Source organism: Streptomyces sp. RLA123, from assembly GCF_056270165.1.
Window position 1 is genome coordinate 2,705,626 of sequence record NZ_JBWDOR010000003.1, and the last position, 17,454, is coordinate 2,723,079.

At 71.5% G+C, this 17,454-nt stretch carries 9 protein-coding genes and 1 pseudogene; 5 read left to right on the top strand and 5 right to left on the bottom strand.

What is annotated here, in order from left to right:
* Positions 1–27: 27 nt before the first annotated feature.
* Positions 28–1,512 carry a hypothetical protein gene (locus tag RV983_RS12065; protein ID WP_475985794.1) on the top strand — a complete coding sequence of 495 codons (1,485 nt, stop codon included), beginning with the start codon at positions 28–30 and terminating at the stop codon, positions 1,510–1,512.
* A gap of 106 nt (positions 1,513–1,618) precedes the next feature.
* Here RV983_RS12065 and RV983_RS12070 read toward each other — a convergent pair whose 3' ends face one another.
* Entirely contained in the window at positions 1,619–1,750 is a 132-nt protein-coding gene (locus tag RV983_RS12070; protein WP_475990581.1) for a hypothetical protein, read from the bottom strand.
* Between the two features lie 35 nt (positions 1,751–1,785).
* Between RV983_RS12070 and RV983_RS12075 the strand changes: the two are divergent.
* Positions 1,786–2,043 (top strand): annotated as a pseudogene (locus RV983_RS12075) (substrate-binding domain-containing protein); the annotation flags it as partial.
* Positions 2,044–2,218: 175 nt separating this feature from the next.
* Here RV983_RS12075 and RV983_RS12080 read toward each other — a convergent pair.
* From RV983_RS12080 to RV983_RS12090, 3 genes are read right to left on the bottom strand one after another with little or no spacing between them, the layout of a single operon-like run.
* The gene (locus tag RV983_RS12080; RefSeq protein ID WP_475985795.1) at positions 2,219–3,922 is read right to left on the bottom strand and encodes an FAD-binding oxidoreductase; all 1,704 of its coding nucleotides are present in this window, start codon (positions 3,920–3,922) and stop codon (positions 2,219–2,221) included.
* The gene (locus RV983_RS12085) at positions 3,919–4,641 is read right to left on the bottom strand and encodes a lysophospholipid acyltransferase family protein (RefSeq protein WP_475985796.1); all 723 of its coding nucleotides are present in this window, start codon (positions 4,639–4,641) and stop codon (positions 3,919–3,921) included. Before RV983_RS12085 ends, RV983_RS12080 begins: the two co-directional genes overlap by 4 nt.
* A gap of 38 nt (positions 4,642–4,679) precedes the next feature.
* Positions 4,680–5,471 (bottom strand): SDR family NAD(P)-dependent oxidoreductase, encoded by a 792-nt coding sequence (locus RV983_RS12090; RefSeq protein ID WP_475985797.1) that lies wholly within the window; start codon positions 5,469–5,471, stop codon positions 4,680–4,682.
* A gap of 339 nt (positions 5,472–5,810) precedes the next feature.
* On the opposite strand from RV983_RS12090, the gene RV983_RS12095 reads away from it, so the two are divergent.
* From RV983_RS12095 to RV983_RS12105, 3 genes are read left to right on the top strand one after another with little or no spacing between them, the layout of a single operon-like run.
* Positions 5,811–6,638, top strand: a complete 828-nt coding sequence (locus RV983_RS12095; RefSeq protein WP_475985798.1) for a hypothetical protein — start codon at positions 5,811–5,813, stop codon at positions 6,636–6,638.
* Positions 6,635–8,950, top strand: coding sequence for an SDR family oxidoreductase (locus tag RV983_RS12100; protein ID WP_475985799.1), 2,316 nt, complete (start codon positions 6,635–6,637; stop codon positions 8,948–8,950). The genes RV983_RS12095 and RV983_RS12100 overlap by 4 nt, the downstream gene beginning before the upstream one ends.
* Complete coding sequence (locus RV983_RS12105) at positions 8,950–9,744, top strand: ferritin-like domain-containing protein (RefSeq protein WP_475985800.1); 795 nt, start codon at positions 8,950–8,952, stop codon at positions 9,742–9,744. Before RV983_RS12100 ends, RV983_RS12105 begins: the two co-directional genes overlap by 1 nt.
* Positions 9,745–9,894: 150 nt before the next feature.
* On the opposite strand, the gene RV983_RS12110 is transcribed toward RV983_RS12105, so the two are convergent.
* Complete coding sequence (locus RV983_RS12110) at positions 9,895–16,887, bottom strand: glycoside hydrolase domain-containing protein (protein ID WP_475990293.1); 6,993 nt, start codon at positions 16,885–16,887, stop codon at positions 9,895–9,897.
* Between the last annotated feature and the right edge of the window lie 567 nt (positions 16,888–17,454).

Here is a 17,454-nt window from a genome sequence, read left to right on the forward strand (position 1 = left end):
TCACCCGCTTCGGCCAAGGCTCCGGCGGTGACCACGCGTAAAGCCACCTCGCTTCCGGTCGTCGACACCGAGGCCGACTCGCTCTTCGCGCCCTCCTCCGTCACGCCGGCGCCCAAGCCGACGTCCGAGCCCAAGCCCGAGCCCAAGCCCGAGCCCAAGCCGACGTCCGAGCCCAAGCCCAAGCCCGAGCCCGAGCCCGAGCCCGAGCCCAAGCCGACGTCCGAGCCCAAGCCCGCGCCCAGGCCCAAGCCCGCGCCCGCGCCCGGGCGCACGCCGGCGCCGGAGCCCACTTCCGCGACCGCGCCCAAGCCCGCGCCTACGCCTACGCCCATATCCTCGTCCTCTGCCGTCCGGTCCGGACCGCCCGCGGACTCAGCCGCCCCAGCCGTGCACCACATCGCCGACAGGGCCGCCGCCGAGCTGAAGTCGGTGCGTGACGACGCGAGGTGGCCGACGTCCGACCAGGATCAGGTCGAGCCCGCGCAACCTGCCGATGCCAAGTCGGCTCGCGCGGCGGAGTCCCGGCCCGGTGCCAGGGCGGCGCGCGTCCCGGAGACGCGGACGGATGCCGGGGCGGCACGTGCGGCGGAAGCTCCCGCCGACGCCCATCCCGCGGTGAGACCCGCACCACCGCAAGGTGACTCGCCGACGGTGTCGGTCGAGGCGGCCGTGCACGCCGCGCTGCGGCGCAAGGCGTCGAGGGAGACTTCCGTCAGGTCGGTGACATCCAGGCTCCCGCAGCGGACGGGACCGGAGCAGCCCGGACCCGGGCACACCGGTCCGACGGGGCCAAAGGCCGCCCGCCCGGGCAGCAGCGCACTGCGCGGGTTGGCCATCGTCGTCTGCGGCGCCGTCGCGGTGGCGACGTTCCTCACACTGCAACGCACCGTCGGCGGTGACGCGAGCCCGCCGCCCGTCGGGTCCCTGGCGGACGGCTCGGCGGGACCGGAGGCTTCACCTCTCCTCGACGCCGGGGCAAGCCCGCTTGCCGGCCGCACTCCGGAAACGAAGCCGTCCCCGTCCGGCGGCACCTCCTCCCCGCACAAGAAGCCCAACGTGCCGGCGTCACCGAGCCACTCCTCGAAGGCGGGAAAACCCACGGCCTCGGCGACACACAGTACCTCTGGCGGTGGCAAGACCGAGCCGCCGACGCCGGGCGAGGTGTCGCCGACGGCCACGGCCACGGCCAAGCCGCCGGCGCCGTTGACGGTGTCGGCCACCAGAGTGCTCAACCGGGGGCAGTCCATCGTCAATGGTCCGACAGCGCTGACGATGAACTCCGGCGGCAACCTCGTTCTGACGTACCGCGGTGCGGTCACATGGGCGAGCGGGACGACGGGGCGCGGCAACACCACGGTGTTCCAGGCCGACGGCAACTTCGTCGTCTACGGCGCGGACACCAGCCCGGCCTGGTCGACCAGGACCGACGGCCACGACGGCGCCGTCCTCGTGATCACGGGCTCGGGCGAGCTCTACATCAGCTACGAGGGCAAGAGGCTGTGGCAAGCGTGACCTTCCGCCCCGGCACGGCGGACAGGGGTTCCGCGAGGGACGTCACGGCCTGGCCGGACCGGCCGCGAGAAGGTCCCGCGAACCGGCCGCCGTGGGGCGTGCGCGGTCAGCCCAGGGCCACCATCAGCGGGGCGTCGCGGCGGTGAGCGTCGCCGGGCAGGTCCCGGTCCCCGAGCACCATCAAGGTGTTGGGGAAGACGGGTGCGACGCCGTGCTCCGCGGCCCAGTCGTTCGTCAAGGGGAGGCCTGCCTTCGGTCTCGCCGAGGAGGATCTCGATCGTGACGGCGTCGGGCGCGATCCTCGAACTGCGTGCGACAGGACGCCGGATACCCGACGACGTCGCCGTCATCGGCTTCGACGACTCGCTCGTGGCACGCCACACCGATCCCCCGCTGACCAGTGTGCGCCAGCCCATCGAGGAGATGGGCCACACCATGGCGACACTGCACCTGGACGAGATCGCCCAGTTCGGCAAGGGCCGCCGGGAAGTCGTCCTGCCCACGCAGCTGGCGGTGCGGCAGTCGGCGTGAGCGCTCCCGGGCGGTGAGTCCGGGCGCGCCGCGACGTGCCGGCCGCGGGCCCGCGGCCGCGCCGCCGGCGGCGCGGCCACCAGGAGGACCCGGACCCTCGCGCGGCACGCGCCGGGCCCCCGCCCGCCCTCGCGGGGAGGCGGGTGCGGAACCCTCCGGCGGCGCACCGCCGCGCTCAGTCCACGATCTTGCGCGGGTTGAAGTTGCCGCCGGGGTCGGCGGCCTCGAAGAGGCCCGACATGACCGCGACGCCCTGCGCCGAGATGTCCTCCTCCAGCCACGCCGCGTGCTCCAGGCCCACCCCGTGGTGGTGCGAGATCGTGCCGCCGGCGTCGATGAACGCCTGCTGGATCGCTTGCTTGACCGTGTCGTACTCGCCGAGCGGGTCGTCGTCGCCGAACACGAAGGCGAAGGTGAAGTAGAGGCACGCACCCGAGTGGTACGAGTGCGACATGTGCGACATCGTGAAGCCCCTGCGGCCGATCTTCTCGTAGGCGCGGTCGGCCGCCTCGTGGACCGCCGCGTGGATGCCGCGCAGCTTCGACCACGGGCCCGCGGTCTCGCTCACGTCGCCGGCGGCGCCGCGGTCGAGCAGGAAGTCCCGAATGTAGGGCGTGTCGAACTTCTTCTGGTCGTAGAGCGCACCGGGCCCCTTGCCGACGCCGATGCCGTGATGCTTGCGCACGATCCGGTCGACGAGCGACTTCTGCAGCTTCGCGTGCGCCTTGCTGCCCTCGAAGCCGATGAAGGACAGGCACATCTCGTCGAGGTTCCAGCCGCGCCTCTTGAGATACGCCATGAGACCGGCCTGAGCGGTCTTCTTGAGGCCCTTGGACTCCTTGCCCGTCGCCAGGGAGAAGCCCGTCTCGTGCGCGTCCGAGATACGGGTGACCGAGGGCGAGGCATCGCTCTCGGCGATCTCCCGCATCGCGGCGAGGCCGTGGTCGAAGTTCTTGAAGAAGTAGGCGTGAATGGCGCGCCTTTCGGGGAGCCGGTGCACCTGCACGGTGACCTCGGTGATGACGCCGAGCCGCCCCTCGGAGCCCACCACCATCTCCCGCACGCTCGGCCCGGTCGACGCGCTCGGGACGGCACGGATGACCAGGACCCCACCGGGCCGCACGACCCGCAGTCCCTTGACCATGTCCGCGATGTCGCCGTACTTGTCCGACTGCATGCCGGACGAGCGCGTGGCGACCCATCCGCCGAGCGAGGAGTGGGTGAATGAGTCGGGGAAGTGCCCCATCGTCCAGCCCTGCCGGTTGAGTTGGGCCTCCAGATCGGGTCCCAGCGCCCCGGCCTGGATGCGCGCCAGGCCGGCGTCGGTGTCGATCTCCAGCACCCGGCCCAGTCGGCCGAGGTCGAGCGAGACGACCGTCCGGGACTCGTCCCGGTGCGGCTCCAGGCTGCCCGCGATGTTGCTGCCGCCCCCGAAGGGGATGATGACGGCGTCCGCCCCGACCGCCGCGTCGACGAGGCCCTGCACCTCCGCCTCGTCGGCCGGGTAGACGACCACGTCGGGACAGCGCGCGATCTCACCGGCACGCAGGCGGACCAGGTCACGCAGGCTCTTGCCGTACGTGTGGACCACCCGGGACAGGTCGTCGACGACGGCGTTCCCGGGTCCGACGATGTCGGTCAAGGCCGTGAGGAGCTCCTGCGGCGCCGTCGGGGCCGGCACCTTCAGCTGCGCGAAGTCGGGCCGCTCGGTGCCCTGGCCCGCCCGCAGATCGAGACCGACGGCGTGGTGCACGAACGGCGCGAAACCGGGCTTGTCCTCGTGATGGAAGCCGACGCCTTCCACGCCCCAGCCCCACCACTTCATGTGCTTCACCTCACCGGTGCGCGGTGCGTCGGTGCGGCGGGCGGTGTCGGTCACGGACGGTCTCCTTGGGATATGCGACGTGGGATGGCGTGCGCGCCGAGGATCCGGTCGGAGTTCTCCTCGGCCAGGATGGCGATCGCCGAGCGGACGCGTTCGCTGAACTCGTTCACCGACTCTCCGGGATGAGTGGTGAGCGGTGCGCCGAAGACGACGCCGACGGGCAGGCGGCCCGGCTGCGGCCAGTTCGATCCGCGGGGATGCGCCGCGTGCGCGCCGATGACCGCGACGGGGAGCACCGGCACCTCGGCCGACGAGGCGAGCGCCGCCGCCCCGGGTTTGAACGCCCCGAGCGATCCGTCGCGCGAGCGGGTGCCCTCGGGAAAGATCAGGAGCGGCACTCCCCGGTTCAGCAACGACCTGGCGCTCACCCGGCGCGTGTTCGCTCCGGTGCGGTCGACCGGGAAGGCGTTGAAGAACAGGGCCGTGAGGCCCCGCCGCCGCCACACGTCGAAGAAGTAGTCCGCGGCCGCTCCCACCGCGAGGTAGCGCGCCAGCCGGCGGGGCAGCGCGCCCATGATGAGTGGCGTGTCGAGGTGCGAGGTGTGGTTGGCGACGACGACATACGTGTCCTCGACGTTCTCCAGGCGCTCGCGCCCGAGTACCGTGACGCTGGTCACGCTCCACACGACGGGCTTCAGCAGCCCCCGCTGCGCGACGAAACGCGCGGCGGCGTGAGAGCGTGAGGTGAAACGGTCGCGCATCGTCGCGGGCATCCGCTTCCTTCCGGTGCGGGCTCGCCGCACTGCTTCTTTCAGTGGGTGGGACTGTCGTTGCGGCCGGACGAGATCTGTCGCGAGACCCACCGCACCGTGCCGCGCGGGAGATGACGCGTGCACCAGATGAGCAGCCGGTACCGAAAACTCGGCATGGAGATCACCCGTCCACGCCGAACGTCGCGAAGAGCCGTCTCCACGAGCCGATCGGCGTCGAGCCAGAGGAATCCGGGAATGCCGGACGACCGGATTCCGGCCCGGGCGTGGAATTCCGTGCGGACCCAGCCGGGACAGAGCGCGGTCACGGTGACGCCCGTTCCGTGCAGTTCGTTCGCGAGTCCCTCGGTGAGCGAGGTCACGAAGGCCTTGACGGCCGAATAGCTCCCCATCGTGACGAAGCCGGCCGTGCTCGACACATTGACGATCGCACCGTGCCCGCGCTCGCGCATGGCCCGTCCGGCGGCGCCGGCGAGCACCAGCACCGTGCGCGCCATGACCTCGATCGCCCGGTCGTGCGGAGCGGTGTCGGTCGAGGTGATCGATGCGTGCACGCCGAACCCGGCGTTGTTCACCAGCATGCCGACCGGACGGGCGGGGTCCTCCAGCCGCGCGGCGACCCGCCGGACATCGGCGCGGTCGGACAGGTCGGCGGGCAGCACCTCGACGGCACGGCCGCGGGATCCGAGCTCGGCCGCCATCCGGCCGAGCCGCTCCCTGTCGCGCGCCACCAGGACAAGGTCCCATCCGCGGTCTGCCAGGGCGCGCGCGAACGCCGCTCCGATCCCCGAGGTGGCACCGGTGACGAGCGCGACTCCCGTACCGCTCAACATGGTTTCACAGGGCATCTGCTCGGCATACGAACTCCCCGCTCTCGGCTGTCACTCGGGGTGGCAAGCGGGTCCGCGCCGTCGAGTCCGGCACCGGCCTTTCGAGCCACCTGGTTGGCAAGCCGGAAAGCGGGCATGACGCACCCTTCCTTCCCGGCTCACTTCGTCCGACCGGGCTCACGCCGATCCTGTGACACGCGTTCTCGCGCACTTTCCTGCGGAAAAGGGAATCGGCGCCCACGTGTCACACATCCGCCGGTTGCCCGGTCGCACGTAACGGCCCCCGTACGTTCCGGGAGCCTGTGCAGGATTCCCCCCACCCCGGCCCCAGAAAGCCCGCGCATGAACTCACACGACGAGGCGACGACCGCGCCGCCCGGGACAGCGGGCTTCGACGTGCGGGAGTTCGCCCGTACGGCACACGGCAGCCACCGCGCAACCCTCGACCTCGAATCGCTCGCCCGGCAGCCGCTCGACGCCGAATCCGCCCGGCTCGTCCGCGCGTTGCGCGACATGGAACGGTCCACACTGCACCGCGTGCGCGACCTGCTCGTGACGGCGACGCACAAGGACGCCCGGGTCACCGCGTTCCTCACCACATGGATATTCGAGAGGTTCTGGATCGCCGACGCCCTCGACGCCGTCCTGGATACCTCTCCCGCCGCCCGCGGCCTCCCTTCGAGCGCCGGCCGGGCGCGGTGGGCGCCGGCGGAGCGCCGTGAGCGCCGTGGCCCGATCCGGCGTTCCCTGGTCGCCGGCGTCACCGGTACGCAGATCGTCGCCGAGCACGTGACGACGAGTCTCGTCGACGAATGGATCACGCGGGCGGCCCACCGTCGGCTGGCCGGGGTGTCCCCCGCCATGGCGTCGATCGTCGACCCCGTGGTGGAGATCAAGCAGCGGCACATCCGCTTCCTCGCCGAGGAGGCGGAGCTGCGGCTCGGCGGCTCGGTCCGCGCCCAGCGCCTCACCCGTCGCGCCCTGCGGCACTCCGCCTGGCCGCTCGGCTCGGTCGACCGCTCGCGGCACGAGCGCACCTTCTTCGAACGCCATGTCTTCGGCGATCAGCGCGGAAGGGCCGAGGCGGGACGTATCCGCGCCATGGTCGAGGCGCTCCCCGGCATCGGTCCCGGTGTCGCGTCCACCGTGGAATCGAGGCTCCTTCCGTGATCCCGCACCGTGCGAAGTCCGAACTCGGCACCGCGCACGTCCTGCTCACCGGCGCGACCGGCTTCGTCGGGCAGGCCGTGCTCGAGCGGCTGCTCGCCGATCACCCCGCCACCCACATCTGGCTGCTCGTGCGCGGAAAGGGCAGACAGACCGGGCAGGACCGGCTCCGGCACCTCCTGCGCAAACCCGTGTTCCGGCGCTGGCGGGACGCCGTGGGGGCCGAGGAGGCCGAACGGGTCGTCCGTGAGCGGATCACCGTGCTCGACGGCAGCATGACCGAGATTCCCGAACTGCCCTCCCGCCTCGACGTCGTGATCCACTCGGCGTCGGTGGTCTCGTTCGACCCGCCCGTCCACGAGGCGTTCGACACGAACGTGGGCGGCGCCGTGAGCCTCTACCAGGCCCTGCTCGCCTCCGGGTCGGACCCGCACGTCGTCCATGTGTCGACCTGCTACGTCGGGGGGCTGCGTCGCGGTGTGGTGGCCGAGGCCAGACTCCAGCACGATGCCGACTGGCGCGCCGAGTGGACCTCGGCGGCACAGGCCCACGAGCGCACCGAGCTCACCTCCCGGGAACCGGCGCAGCTGGAGCGGTTCATGTCCCGCGCCCGCGGCGACCACGGCAAGGAGGGCCCGATCGCGGCGGCCCGGGCGAGCGAGGACGCCCGGCGCGAGTGGGTGCGTTCCCACCTCGTCGACGCCGGACGGCGGCGCGCCCAGAGCCTGGGGTGGACCGACGTCTACACGCTGACGAAGGCACTCGCGGAACGTGCCGCGGAAGACCTCTGGGGCGAGGCCGGACACCGGCTTTCCGTGGTCCGGCCCGCGATCATCGAGAGCGCCCTGCGGCATCCGTTCCCCGGCTGGATCGACGGCTTCAAGGTCGCCGATCCGCTGATCTTCGCCTACGGCCGCGGCCAGCTGCCGGACTTCCCCGGGCTGCCCGACTCGATCCTCGATGTCATCCCCGTCGACTTCGTCGTCAACGCCATCATCGCCGCGGCGGCCGACCCGGCCCCCGCCGACGAGCCGGCGTACTTCCACATCGCCTCGGGCGCGTCGAATCCGCTGCCCTTCCACCGCATGTACGAGAACGTGCGCGCCTACTACCTGCAGCACCCGCTGCCCAAGGACGACGGTTTTGTCGAGGTCCCGACCTGGAAGTTCGGGGGCGAGCGCAAGTTCAACCGGCGTCTCGCGCTGGCGAGGAGAAAGGCCGACCTGTGGGACGCCGGTCTGCGGCTGATGCCGAACGACGAGCGCAAGCGCGCTCTCGCCGCCGAGAACGCCAGGCTGCGCGCCGGCATCGCGACCCTCGGCAACTTCACGGACCTCTACCGCGCGTATGTGCGGACCGAGATCATCTTCGACGACCGCAACGCCCGCGCGCTGAACGACGCCCTGCCGGCGGAGGTGCGCGAGGACCGTGGCTTCGATGTGGCGCGGATCGACTGGGAGGAGTACCTGCAGAAGGTGCACCTGCCGTCCCTGGGCGAGCTGACGGCGGTCTACCGCCGCCGCAAGGCCGCGGCCGCCCGGCCGGCGAACGCCCGCGCGAAACCAGGGCTGCCGCGGCGTACCGACGTGCTCGCGGTCTTCGACCTCGAACGGACCGTGGTCGACTCCAACATCGTCGAGCAGTACCTGTGGGTGCGTACCACGGGCTTCCGCAAGGCGGCCTGGCCGAAGGAGGTCGCGGACCTGCTCACCTCGCTGCCCGGCTACCTCCGCGCGGAGAGGCGCGACCGCGGCGAGTTCATCCGCGCCTTCCTGCGCCGCTACCGCGGCATGCCCGTCGCCCGTCTCGAGGAGGTCGTGCGGCGCGGCTACGCCGACACGATGCTGCGGCACACCAGCGCGGACGCCCTGGCGCGCATCCGCGAGCACCGCGCTGCCGGTCACCGCACCGTCCTGGTCACCGGTTCCGTCGGCCTGCTCGCCGCTCCGCTCGCCGGCCTCTTCGACGAGGTCGTCGGGAGCGCCATGCACGTGAAGGACGGTGTGCTCACCGGCTTCCTCGACAGGCCACCGCTCGTCGACGAGGCGCGGGCCGCGTGGCTGCTGCGGTACGCCGAGGAGGGCGGCTACGACCTCGCGGCCTCCTACGGCTACGGCGACAGCCACTGCGACCTGCCGTGGCTGTCGCTGCTGGGCAAGCCCTCGGCGATCAACCCCGACGCCGAACTGGCCCGCGAGTCGCACAGGAGGAACTGGGACATCCACCGCTGGAAGAGCGGCGGTTCGGGGGTACGCAGCGAGATCGTCGCTGCCCGGGGGGCGGTTCCGGCGCGTACCGACGAGAAGAGTGACTGATGGCATTCGACATAGACAAGTACACGAAGAACTCCACGGCGGTGCAGTGGGCCGACCTCGACTTCGGCGAGTTCGAGCGCGACCCGCTGCCCGAGGGGACGCTGCGCACGCTGCGCTACATGTGCGACATCGAGTACCACACGGTCTGCTACATGCGTGATCTGCTGACGACCCCTTCCCACAACGAGCCCGCGGTGGGCGCCTTCATGACGATGTGGAACCGCGAGGAGTTCTGGCACGGCGAAGCGCTCGCGGCGGTGCTCGAACGCCACGGCGTCCGGGTCGACTTCGACGCGCTCAAGGCGACCCGTCTGAAGCTCGGCTGGAAGGACCGTCTGGGGACGGTGAAGCAGACGGCGATGAGCCGCCTCATCGGAAACGACTTCGTCGCCGTGCACATGGCGTGGGGAGCGGCGAACGAGTGGTCGGCGACCGCGGCGTACCACCGGCTGGCCGCGCTGGAGAGCCACCCGGTGCTGGTACCGCTGCTGAAGCGGATCGCACAGCAGGAGACGAAGCACGTCGCGTTCTACGCCTCGCAGGCGCGTGAACGGCTCGCGGCGAGCAAGAAGGCCCGCGTGTTCGCCCGGTTCGCGCTGGAGAAGGCCTGGGGCCCGGTCGGCTCGGGCGTCATGGCCGAGAGCGAGGTCACATACGTCATGACCCACCTCTTCGCGGGCGCCGAGGGCCGCAGGCTGATCCGCGACATCGACTCGCACATCGCGAAGCTGCCGGGCATGGACGGGCTGCGCATCGTCGAGGACTCCCTGGACCAGCGCGGCATCGCTTCCTGACGCCGTCGCCGGACGGCGCCGCCCTCACGCCGAAGGCCCCTCCGGGTGAACAGCGGTGTTCACCCGGAGGGGCCGGTCCCGGTCGGAGGCGCGCCTCCGGGAATCAGCGGGATCCGGCCGCGGCCCCACGGGCCGCGGCCGGTCCGGCGGTCACATCGCGCTCTGTGCCCCCGGGATCCACATGGGCTCCGACCACTCCGTGCCCGGCGTCCAGAATCCGGCGCCGCCGAGGAAGTCCGCTCCGTGGCCTCCCTCGTGGCCCCAGGTGCCGGAGGAGGGCCAGTGGTCCGATCCTCCGTCGTCGCCGTTGCCGTTGCCGCCGGCCGCGACCGGCCGGTGGTCGCGGCCGGTGGGCTGGAAGCCGACCGTCCAGGTCCGGGTGACCGCACCGTCGGCCGAGGTCACCTTGATGGTGCGGGTGGTGAACCGGTGCCCGCCCGAGAGGACCTGGCTGCCGTCGGTGACCTTCACCCGCGCCCCGGACTGGTCCGGCACGGCGGAGACGGCCGGGATCTTCTTGTTCTTCGGCCAGTCGACGACGTAGGTGGAGACCTCCGGGTCGAACCCGTCGATCGCGGTGCCCCCGACGGTGATCGCCTTGGCGTCGGCGTCGGCGGCCTTGGTGGCGTCCGAGTGGTTCGTCACCTTGACCGAGCCGTCAGAGCGCACGACCACCTGCGCCGCCATCGCCGCCGCCAGGTTGATCCGCTGCCAGCTCGCCCGGCCGTCCGCGGTGAGGTCGAGCGGATAGCCCGAGTCCGTCGCGGTCTGCTCGATGATCTGCGTGCGCTGCCCGGCGGTGAGGTCCGGGAAGGCCGTGATCAGCAGGGCCGCCGCGTCGGACGGTGCCTTGAGCGTCTGCCCGGCCTTGCCCACCTGGGGGAACCCGTAGGTCAGGCGCTGCGTGTACAGGTCGACGTCCTGCGCCGCGCTCAGACCGGCGTAGGGATCACCCGCGCAGGCCGCGAGGGTGTCGCCGTAGCCCTCCTTCGCGCACTGCGCCAACAGCACGTTCTCCATCTCGGTGTGGGCCTGCGTCAGCAGGTTCGCGAAGTCGGGGTCGGCCCACCGGTGGGCCACGGTGGCCTGTCCGGAGATGCGGCCGCCCATGACGTCGAGCGGGTAGTGGAACCCGAGCACGATGCGGTTGTTCCCGTACTCCGAGGTGCGCGCCAGGATCGACGGCGCCAGCTCCGGCAGGAGCGTGGCCAGGATGGTCCCGGCCTCGTAACCGCCGTAGGTGTGGCCGCTGGGGTACGAGCCGCTGGTGGTGAGGCTGCCGTAGGAGCCGTCCTGCGACTCGTAGATGTCGCCGCCGTCGCCGACGAACCCGAGCCGCACGTACGGACGCAGGTAGCCGAAGTGGTCCTTCGCCGAGCCGCCCTTGTCGAGGCCCTGCGTGACACGGGAGAACAGCGCGCCTGTCTTGGGCAGCCGGCCGCCGTTCAGGGCGTCGAGGTAGATCTGGCCGAGCCGGGACCCGAGGCCGTCGGCCATCGTGACGGTGGAGCTGTTCGTCGCGTCGACCTCGGCCCGGTCCACCTCCTTCTGCGTCGCCGCGTTGTTGATGCGCACGGCGATCCGGTCGTTCTCAGCGGTGAGCGGGGTGCCCGAGGGCACCTTGGTGTTCGCGGCGAGGATGCCGGAGTCGAGGTCGCCGATGCCGCCCAGGAGACCGTAGAAGTAGTCGGTCCCGTCGCCGGTCCCCGGCCAGGTGTCCGAGGCGTAGCTCGCCTTGAGCGTCTCGTCCGGGAAGGGCGACGGCTCGTACGCCGGGTCGGTGGCGTCCGCGGCAGGGGTGGTGACCGCCGAGGGGGACCCCTCCGAGTCGTCCGAGGTACCGGCCAGGGTGACCGCGGTGACGGTGGCGGTGTGCGCCTTCGCCTTCCCCGTGGTCGTGAGCAGCGCCGTGTCCGCCGTGGCGGGCAGGTGCGCGGTGGTCCCGTCGGCGAGGGCCACGGTGTAGCCGACGATCGGGAATCCGCCGTCGCCGGCCGCCCGCCAGGTCACGCGGACCTGCTTGCCGTCGGTGAGGACACCGGTCACGGCAGGCCGCTGCGGCTTGCCGCCGTCGGCCACCACAGGTGCCGTGGCGGCACTCGGGCGCGAGGCGCCGAACGCGTTCACGGCCTTGACGCGTGCCGAGTACGACCTGCCGGAACGCAGCCAGGTGAAGGTCGTGCTCCGGACGGCCGGGTCGTCGATCTCGACCCGGTGGCCGTCGCTGAGGGTGATCTTCCAGCCGGTGACCGGGGAGCCCCCGTCGTCCTCGGGTGCGGACCAGGCGACCGTCACGCTCGTGCCGGACGAGGTCGCCGACACGGCGTCGGGCGCTGCCGGCACCGTCCTGGGCTTCGTGGTGAGCGCGGCCATGGCGCGGCCCAGCGCGTCGTACCGGGCGGTGAGGGCCTGGTCCGTGGACGTGTCGTCCGCGACCGCGGCCTTCGCCGCGGCGAGGGCGTTGGTGAACGCCTTCCACGACGCGTCCGTGTAGCGGGTGTTGTCGAGGGCCGACGCGGTCGCGGCCAGGGCTTCCAGCTTCAGCCTCGGCAGAGGGATCAGCTGGCCCGCGGCGAGGGTGAGGCTGCGCGTCTGTCCGTCGACCTCGGGCTGCGTCGTGCCGTCGGCGCCGACGAGGGCGCGTGCGGCCTCGAGTTCACGCAGGTACACGCCGAAGTCGACCGTGTCGTAGCGCCCCGCGTCGCCGGAGAGCCCCCCGAACTGGTCGATCGCCTTCAGCAGGGCGGACTTGTCCGTGACGGCGGGCGTGTCGACGTGGTCGAAGGTGATCCGGCCCAGGTTCGCGACGTACGGGTGCGAGGAGTCCGGGTTCGTCGTCAGCCGCAGATAGACGGTGTGCGTGCCGGTGATCGCCTTGGGCAGCGTGAGGCTCGTCGTCCCTCCCGACGACCACGCGCTTCCCGTCACCGGCAGCGACATGGTCGCGTACGGCGTGCCGGGGTTGGCCGCGTCGAAGGAGTCCAGGTACAGCTGGACGGCCGAACCGGTGCCGCAGCGAGCGGAGTTGTTGACGTAGGTGATCGTGACGGTGCTCTTCGCGGAGCTGCCGAAGTCGATGTCCCCGTAGTTGAGCCAGGCTCCGTTGTAGGTGCCGCCGAGGTCGGTGGCCGAGCCCGCGCCGGTCCAGCCGACCGGCTCGCTCTTGAGCCCGCCGCCGCTGTTGGAGCGGAACGCTGTGGCGTCGAAGCCCACGGGGGCGTCGGCCCTGCGCGACAGGGTCAGCGAGTGGACGTTGGCCACGTAGGGCTGGGCGCTGGTCTGCGTGCTGGAGACGAAGTCGGCGTACACGTCCTGGACGCCGGTGAAGACCTTCGGGTCCAGCTGCACCGTCGTGGTGGCGACGGTGCCCCAGCCCGATCCGCTGTAGTCGAGCGGGACGGAGACGGTCTTCGGACCGTCCTTCGAGCCGAGGTGCAGCTCGATGTGCGAGTCCGACGCCGCCCGCGACTGGGGCTTGTCATAGCTGACGCTGACGGTGTCGGCGCCGTCGCGCAGATTCGTGCCCGTCCACTGGGCCCACGCGCCGTTCGTCACGTTCTCGAAGATGCCGTTCGACAACGTGAGCGGGAGCGAACCGTCGCCGGTCGCGGTGCTGTTCACCGCGGTCAGCGTGGCGAGCGTGGTCGAGGGGGACGAGGAGATCCCGTTCGGCGAGAACTGGTACCAGTCGAGGTTCGACACCCACTGCTGGCCGGACGGGGCGTGGAAGACGAACGTCGCGCTCTTCGCGCCCAGCAGGGCGCCCGGGTCGGTGATGGCCGCCTGCACCGTGGCGTAGAACTGCCAGCCGCCGGTTCCGGGAAGCGAGGCGGTGGCCACGACCGGGCCGTCCGCGGCGCCCGCGTGGATGTCGACGCTGCTCGGCTTGGCGTTCGCCGGCTGCGAGTTCGCGTGGCGGACCGAGATGCTCCGCGGGGCGACCCCGCCGAAGTCCAGCTTGCCGTACCGCTCCCATGCTCCCTCGGTGACGCCACCGAGGTCGCCGTCCGAGTAGTACGCCTCCTTCACCAGGCTGGGGCCCTCCATCTGGTCGGGGGCCTCGGCCTGGAGGACGGCGTAGCCGCCCTCGTCGATGGTGAGCGCGTCGACGGCGGACTGCAGCGCGTCGGCCGCGGCCATGATCGTGCCCGTCGCGGAACCGCTGTCGGCGGATACGGTCCGCGCGCGCTCCAGCGCCGACCGGAACAGGTTCCAGGAGCCGTCGGAGTAGTTGCCGCTGCGCACCAGGGACGCCTGGTCGACGAGTGCGCCGAGCGCCTTGCGGTGCACCGCGGCGGCGGAGATGAGCAGCGGGTCGGTCGGGGAGATCCCGGTGCCGGTCACCGTCGAGGCCCGCACGCCGTGGGCGAAGGCCGCGTCGGTGAAGGTGATGCCGACGCGGGCGTCGGCCTTCGTGGTGCCGGTGAGCGACAGTGTCGCCGTCCGCTTGTCGCTGACGCGGAGATCAGCCGTGACACCCGCCGGCAGGCCGGTCACGCTCGCCGCCCCGGCCTTGGTGAGGCTGGTTCCCTTGCGGGCGTCGAACGAGGCCGGTCCGTCCAGGATGAGCTGCACGCTGCCGTCGACGGTGCCGTCCGCGGAGGTGGCGACGCCTGCCGGGCGGGCGGAGACGACGGTGTCGCCCTTGTCGCCTCCCGTGCCGCCGTCACCGGTGTCGCCCCCGTCGGTGTTCAGCGAGTACGCGGGCTTGGTCTTGGCGCCCCACTGGGAGGGCTTGGAACCCATGGTGAGGTCCAGGGTTCCGCCGGAGATGATCTGCGCGTAGTCGAGCCACGTGTTGTCGAACCGCTTCCCGTCGAGGGTCGCGCTCTGCACGTAGTAGTTGCTCGGCGAGACGCCGTCGGCCTTGACCGTGAACCGGCTGCCGTTGGCGTAGCTGATCGTCGTGGAGTCGAAGAACGGGCTGCCGATCTGGAACTGGCTGGAGCCGGCGGTCACCGGGAACAGGCCCAGGGCGGCGCCGACGAACATGGTCGACATGGTGCCGGCGTCGTTGTCCATGGTCGGCAGGAAGCCGTTCGGGGACAGCTTGTAGACCTGGGTCCTGACCGGCGGGGTGAACTGGCCGCCGGAGCTGGGGGCCTCGTTCGTGGAGCCCGTCGCGATGTAGCGGTTCCAGGTCGTGCCGGTGTAGATGGCGCGCACCCACTTCTGCGTCAGGCTCGGCTCGCCGACGTAGTTGAAGAGGTACGGGGCCTGGAGGTCGATCTCGTTGGCGTTGGAGTGCAGCATGGTCGAGCCGTCGTCGGCGGTGGAGTCCTCGCCGAACATGTGCTCGATCGCGGCCTTGCCGGCCTTCGCGCCGCCCATGGCCTCGATGAGGCCGCCCATGTCGTACGCGTCGTACCAGTGGTACTGCCAGAGCGTGCCCTGGTAGAGGCCGGCCGCCTCGAACTTCTCGTAGTCGGCGCTCTGCCAGTCACCGTTCGCGGCGCGCGGGGTGAGCAGACCGACCTTGGTGCCGTCGGCCGCGGTCCAGGCGCCGGACTTCACGAGGTTGTCGATCGCCATGGTGGACTGGGCACGCAGCTTCTTCGCGTCGTCCGTCCTGCCGAGTGCGTCGGCGATGACGGACAGCGCCCACTGGTCGTAGCCGCGCTGCACGGTCGTACCGGGGTCACCGGTGACGTACCCCTGCCGCAGCTGCGCGCCCGTGTAGAAACCGCTGTACGACAGCAGCGCCGGGTACGCCTCGTCGAGCCGGTCGAAGTTCTTGTAGCCCTTCGACAGCGCGTCGGCGACCAGCACGGCCGAGCGCTCCCAGCGCACGGTCGGGACCGAGTGGGTGAGGCTGCCGAGGCTCTTGCCGGAGGTGCGCGTGTCGGCGAACAGCTCGACCAGCGACTGGATCATGTCCCGGTAGGTGGCCGGGTCGATGTAGGCCTCGACGGAGTACTTGCGGAAGTCGTCCCAGGTGGACCAGCCGTCGTAGTACGTGAAGCCGTTCGCCTTGTGCACCGCCCCGTCCGCGCCGCGGTACGTGCCGCTGGTGCTGGTGGCGTTCACCGGAGCCGCGTACATGCGGTACAGGTGCGTGTAGAACTCCTTGGTGAGCGTCGACCCGGGGTCGGACTTCGCCGAGGAGCGCACGTCGACGGCGCCGAGCGCGCTGTTCCAGTCCGCCTTCGTCCGGGCGCGCGCCTGGTCGAAGGTGAGGCCGCCCACCTCGTTCTGCTGGTCGACGGCGGCCTGTTCCGCGCTGATCGGCGACAGCGTGATGCGCAGTTCGACGTCGCCCGCCGCGGACGGGGCGAAGCCGAGGACGGCGCCGGTGTCGGAGCCGTCCTGCGTGGTCGCGCCGCTCAGCTTGCCGTCGTTGCCCCAGCTCTTCAGGGAGGTCACGGGGACGTTCGTGGTGGCGTCGTAGTACAGCTTGTACGCGGCGCCGTTGAACGACCCCGCGATGAGACCGGTGATCGACGTGGTCCCGTCCGGGAGCGTCGTCGCCTTCATCGTCGAGCGGGTGCGGCTGGTGTAGTTGTTCGCGAGGTCGAGGACGAGCTCGGGATTCGACCCGGCGGGGAAGCTGTACCGCTCGAGCGCCGTGCGCGTCGTCGCGGTCATCTCGGCCTTGATGGTGCCGGAGTCCTGCTTCACCGACGACGCGGTCCCGGAGATGGCCCCGAGGCCCACCTGGTAGGAGCCGGGCGTCGCGCTCTCGTCGTCGTGGCTGTACGCGTGGGCGTACGTGCCGGCGGCGGGGCGGCTGTCGTACTGCACGGAGGTCGGGACGACGAGCAGGTCGCCACCGCCACCGGAGCCGCCGACGCCGTCGAGGTTCGTCGCCGTGAAACCGGCGATGTGGTCCTCGTTGTGGTCGTACCCGGTGTGGTTGCGGCTCGGCGTGGTCAGGGGGTTGACCTTGGCCAGGCTGTGGGGCGCCTCGGCGCCCGGCAGGTCGTTGCCGTCGTCGCCGGCGGTCGACACGAACGGGTCGACGAGCTTGGTGTAGTCCGTGCCGCCGGGCGTCCCGGTGGACCCCGTGGACGAGGTCGCGGCAGGCACGGCCGCGGCCGTGCCGGCACCCGCCAGCGCGGCGAGGCCGAGGGTCCCGGTGAGCAGCGCGGCGACCGTCGAGCGCAGTGGCGAGCGACGCCGGCGGGTGGTTCCCGGAGGAATCACGCGGGGCAAGGGGGGATGGGATCTGATGGGCACGTAACCTCTCCAGCGTCGCAATACGCACGCCCGGTCCGGCCTTATTCAGAAGACAACGTTGTCAAGCCGAACACCGGGCGTGCAACCCAGAGCGAGACGGCAGCGGACGCACGGGATCACCCCGCCGCGTTCACGACCGTCCGCCATCACACACGGGCAAGGCGTACGGCCGGCAAATGGCATTCGTACAGTCTGTGCGTGCCCGGTGCCGCGAAGACGACGCGGCACCGCCGAGCGGACGTCAGATCCCCCTCCCCGGTGCGGTTCCGTCCCCGCCGGGTGAGACCTGGTCCGGCGGTGCGCCAGGGGGCGGCCGAACCCGGCCGCCGCCCCGGGCGTGCTCCTCCCCCGCGCCGGGAACCGGCCGGAACCGGAGCCCGCACCGGGCACCGGGGACGCGTCCGGATGGGGGAGGGCCGGGTGCCCAGGGCAAGGCCGCCGGGGCGGGCGGCGGTTGGCGGCGCTGAGGGTCGGTCATCGCTGCCGGCCGCTCAGCGCCCGTCGGCTCGCGTACTGCCCCAGAGGGGACGTCGT